The 5,099-nt window shown below is 73.5% G+C and carries 2 protein-coding genes; both read right to left on the bottom strand.

All coding sequences use genetic code 11. The features are described 5' to 3' along the window. A partial coding sequence (locus ACFXB5_RS52520) for a type I polyketide synthase (RefSeq protein WP_385222961.1) occupies positions 1-1,814 on the bottom strand: 1,814 nt, incomplete at its 3' end. Between the two features lie 24 nt (positions 1,815-1,838). Then, the coding region (locus ACFXB5_RS52515; RefSeq protein WP_385222959.1) for an SDR family NAD(P)-dependent oxidoreductase at positions 1,839-5,099 on the bottom strand (3,261 nt) is incomplete at its 5' end.

Genomic DNA, 5,099 nt, shown 5'->3' with positions numbered 1-5,099 from the left:
TCCGCCAACCGACCCGCGAACACCGGCGACGAATCCAACAACTCCACCGCCATACCCACCCACTGCGACCCCTGCCCCGGAAACACGAACACCGGACGGGCGTCGGTCGCCGTCACTCCCGCGCCACGCACCACCCGCGGGGACTCGCCGCCCGACGCCAGTGCGCCCAGTGCGTCGATCAGCTCGTCGCGGTCGCCGCCCAGGACCAGCGCTCGGTGGTCGAAGCGGCCACGGGTGGTGGCGAGCGAGTGGCCGACGTCGGCCGGGGACAGCGCGGGGCGCGCGGTCACATGCGTCAGCAGCCGCTCGGCCTGCGCCCGCAGCCCCGCCGCGCTCTTCGCCGACAGCACCCACGGCACCACTCCCCGGCCCACCGGGGCGTCCCCCTCAGCCGCGGGAACGGCCACGGCCTCCGAAGGCTCCTCCTCGGGCGCCTCCTCGAGGATGGTGTGCACATTGGTGCCACTGGCCCCGAAGGCCGAGATGGCGGCCCGGCGGGGCTCCTCGCCGCGCGGCCACTCCCTGGCCTCGGTCAGCAGCTCCACCGCCCCCGCCGACCAGTCGATCCGCGAGGAGCGCTCCTCGGCGTGAAGTGTCCTGGGCAGCAGGCCGTGGCGCATGGCCTGCACCATCTTGATGACACCGCCGACACCGCCGGCGGCCTGCGGATGGCCGATGTTGGACTTCAGCGAGCCGATCAGCACGGGGCGGTCCGCCGCGCGGTCCTTCCCGTACGTGGCGAGCAGCGCGCCCGCCTCGATCGGGTCGCCCAGCGGGGTGCCGGTGCCATGGGCCTCGATCGCGTCGATCTGCTCCGCCGTGAGCGCGGCGTTGGCGAGCGCCTGGCGGATGACCCGCTGCTGGGAGCGGCCGTTGGGGGCGGTGAGGCCATTGCTGGCACCGTCCTGGTTGACGGCCGAGCCGCGCACCACGGCCAGCACCTTGTGGCCGTTGCGCCGTGCGTCCGAAAGGCGCTCCAGCAGCAGCATGCCGACGCCCTCGCCGAGGCCCATGCCGTCGGCCCCCTCGGCGAACGCCTTGCAGCGGCCGTCCTGTGCCAGCCCGCGCTGCCGGGCGAAGCCGATGAGCCCCATCGGGGCGCCCATCACGGCGGCGCCGCCCGCGAGGGCGAGCGAGCAGTCGCCCTGGCGCAGCGACTGGCAGGCCAGGTGGAGAGCGACCAGCGAGGACGAGCAGGCGGTGTCGATGGTGACGGCCGGGCCCTCCAGGCCCAGGGTGTAGGCGACCCGGCCGGACATGATGCTCGCGGAGATGCCCGTGACCAGGTGGCCCTCAAGACCCTCGGGCATATGGGGCCAGTCGGGGATGTAGCCCTGGTAGGCGGCGCCCACGAAGATGCCGGTCTTGCTGCCGCGCAGCGCCGCCGGATCGATTCCGGCGCGCTCGAACGCCTCCCAGGAGGTCTCCAGCAGCAGCCGCTGCTGCGGGTCCATCACGGTGGCCTCGCGGGGCGAGATGCCGAAGAACGCGGGGTCGAACTGGTCGGCGTCGTGGAGGAATCCGCCCTCGGTGGCGTAGACGGTGCCCTGCCGGTCGGGGTCCGGGTCGTAGAGGTTCTCCAGGTCCCAGCCGCGGTTGCCGGGGAAGCCGGAAATGGCGTCGCGCCCGCCGGTGACCAGCTCCCACAGGTCCTCGGGGCCGCGCACATCGCCGGGGTAGCGGCAGCTCATCGCCACGATGGCGATGGGTTCCCGGGACGCGGCGGTGAGTTGCTGATTGACCCGGCGCAGCCGTTCGGTCTCCTTCAGAGACTCCCGCAGCGCGCCAACGATCTTGTCGGTTGGGTTTGCCATTGTCAGCTCCGCAGTCGAGTCTCGTCAGAGGTCGTTCTTGTCGTAGGCCATGCGCACGAGGTCATCCACGTCCAGGTCGTCGATGGACTCGGCGGGCTCCTCGTCCGCCGGTGCGGTGGCGGGGTCGTGGGAACCGGCCAGCCGCAGCAGTTCGTCCAGGAGTCCGGATTCGCGGAGCCGGAGCAGGGGGATGGAGGTCAACGCCCGGCGGACGTCGGCCTCTTCGGGGTCGAGGGCGGTGGCGGCGGTGTCGTCGGGGAAGAGTTCGGCGCCGATGTGTCCGGCGAGCTCCTCCGCGCTCGGGTAGTCGAAGACGACGGTGACGGGGAAGCGGAGTCCGGTGGCGGTGCCCAGGCGGTTGCGCAGGTCGACGGCGCTCAGGGAGTCGAAGCCCAGCTCGCGGAAGGCGCGGGTGACGTCGACGGCCTCGGGGCCGGAGTAGCCGAGGACGGTGGCGATCTGCGAGCGCACCAGCGACAGCACGGCCGCCCGCCGGTCCGCCGGGGCCAACTCGGCCAGCCGGTCGCGCAGCGAGGAGGACTCGCCGGTCGCGTCCGCCCGGGTGTCGGCGTCGGCGGCGAGGATCCGCGCCACATCGGGCACCTGGCCGATGAGCGGGCTGGGCCGGGCCGAGGTGAAGACGGGGACGAACCGCTCCCAGTCCACGTCGGCGACGACGACCACGGTCTCGTCCCGCTCCATCACCTGCCAGAAGGCGTCGATGGCGAGCCGGGGGGACATGAACGGGATGCCCCGGCCGCGCAGTTGCTCCTCGGCGAGGTTGGCGGCCATCCCGCCCTCCTCGGGGCTCCAGATGCCCCACACCACCGAGGTGGCGGTGAGGCCGCGGGCCCGGCGCCGCTCGGCGAGCCCGTCGAGATAGGCGTTGGCGGCGGCGTACGCGCCGTGTTCACCACTGCCCCAGACGGCCGAGATGGAGGAGAAGAGCACAAAGGAGTCGAGCGTGTCCCGGTCGAAGAGCGCGTCCAGGTTCGCGGCACCCGCGACCTTGGCCTCCGCCGTGTCCGCGAACTCCGCCAGATCGGTGTCGGCGAGCGGGACGAGCACACCGGCACCGGCGATGTGCAGTACGGAACGGATCGGCGGGCCCTCGGCCTCCACCTGCCGGACCAGCGCCTCCAGCGCGGCGCGGTCGGCCACATCGCACGCGGCCACGGTGACCTTGGCGCCGAGCTCGGTCAGTTCGGCCCTGAGCTTGTCCGCGCCAGGGGCCTCGGGGCCACGACGGCTGGTGAGCACCAGGTGTTCGGCACCGGCCTGGGCCAGCCGGCGGGCGATCTGGGCTCCGACGCCACCGGTGCCCCCGGTGAGCAGCACGGTGCCCTCGGGGGTCCAGGCGGGGCCGCTCCCCCGGTGCTCCGCGGCCCGTACCGGCCGCGGGTGCTCCGCGGCCCGTACCAGCCGCCGGACGAAAACCCCGGAGGGCCGCAGGGCCAGCTGGTCCTCGTCGTCGAGGCGGCCCGCGAGCGCACCGCACAGCCGGGTGGTCACCCGGCCGTCGACGGTGTCCGGCAGGTCGACCATGCCGCCCCAGCGCTGGGGGTGTTCCAGGGCGGCGACCCGGCCCAGTCCCCATACGGCCGCCTGGGCGGGGCTGTCGAGGGCGTCGGTGCCGCCGACGGACACGCCGCCACGGGTGGCCAGCCACAGCGGGGCGTCCACCCCGGTGTCGCCGAGGGCCTGGACGAGGGCGAGGGTGAGCGCGAGTCCCATGGGCACGCCCGCGTGTGCGGGGTGCGGTGCGTCGGGGAGCCCGAGCAGCGAGAGCACCCCGGCCGGGGTGACTCCGGCGGTGGCTTCTGCTATCCGCGCGGCGACAGCGGCGCGGTCGGCCTCGGCCACCTCGACGGTGACGACCGTGGCGCCGTGGGTCTCCAGACCGCCGCGTACGGCGTCGATGAGCTCGGTGCCGGGGCGTCCGGCGGGGCGTCCGACGAGGTGTCCGGCCGGGACCGCGAGCAGCCAGGTGCCGGTCAGGGCCGCGGAGGCCGGGTCCGGCACCCGGTTCCAGGTGACGTGGTAGCGCCAGGAGTCGAGTACGGACCGCTCGCGGCGGCCACGTCGCCAGGAGGACAGCGCCGGGAGCACGGTCCGCAGCGACGACCGCTCCTCGTCGGCGGCCACCTCCAGCGCGGCGGTCAACGCGGCCACGTCCTCGCGCTCGACGGCGTCCCAGAACTCGGCGTCCACCGGGTCGCCCCCGGTGGCGGCCACCTGCGCCGTGGGTCGCTCCAGCCAGTAGCGCTGCCGCTGGAAGGCGTACGTGGGCAGATCCACCACGGACGCGCCCAGCCCGGCGAACACCGCGGCCCAGTCGACGGCCACGCCACGGACGAACGCCTCGCCCAGCGAGGCCAGGAACCGCTCGGGACCACCGTCGTCACGGCGCAGCGACCCCACGACCACGGCGTCCTCGACGGTCGCCTGGAGCGGCATGGTCAGCACCGGATGCGGGGACATCTCCAGGAACGTGCCGAACCCGGCGGCGGACAGAGCCCGCACCGCCGACTCCAGCTCCACCGTCTCCCGCAGATTGGTGTACCAGTACCCGGCGTCCAGACCCGCGGTGTCCAGGGGTGTGCCCGTGACGGTGGAGTGGAAGGTGGTGTCCGAGGTGCGCGGGCGGATCGGGGCGAGCAGGTCGAGCAACTCCTCGCGGAGCGCTTCCACATGGGCCGAGTGGGACGCGTAGTCCACCGGGATCAGCTTCGCCCGTACGTCCCCGCCCTCGCACTCCGCCTGGAGTTCACGAAGGGCCTCCGGGTCACCGGACACCACGATCGAGCCGGGACCGTTGACCGCAGCCACCGAGATACGACCGTCCCAGGCGGTGATGCGCTCCCGCACCCGATCGGCGCCCTCCGACACGGACATCATGCCGCCACGACCCGCCAACCCACGGGCGATGGCCTGCGACCGCAACGCCACCACCCGCGCCCCGTCCTCCAACGACAGCCCACCCGCCACCACCGCAGCAGCGATCTCCCCCTGCGAATGCCCCACCACCGCCGCAGGCGTCACCCCACACGCCCGCCACACCTCCGCCAACGACACCATCACCGCCCACAACGCCGGCTGCACCACATCCACCCGCCCCAACCCCGGACCCCCACCCCGCAACACCTCACTCAACGACCAGTCGACGAACGCCGACAGCGCCACCTCACACTCCGCCAACCGACCCGCGAACACCGGCGACGAATCCAACAACTCCACCGCCATACCCACCCACTGCGACCCCTGCCCCGGAAACACGAACACCGG

It is taken from the genome of Streptomyces sp. NPDC059455 (assembly GCF_042750115.1).
Classification (GTDB): domain Bacteria; phylum Actinomycetota; class Actinomycetes; order Streptomycetales; family Streptomycetaceae; genus Streptomyces; species Streptomyces endocoffeicus.
Note: the sequence above shows the minus strand (reverse complement) of the source record. Positions and strands in the feature narration are given on the sequence as shown.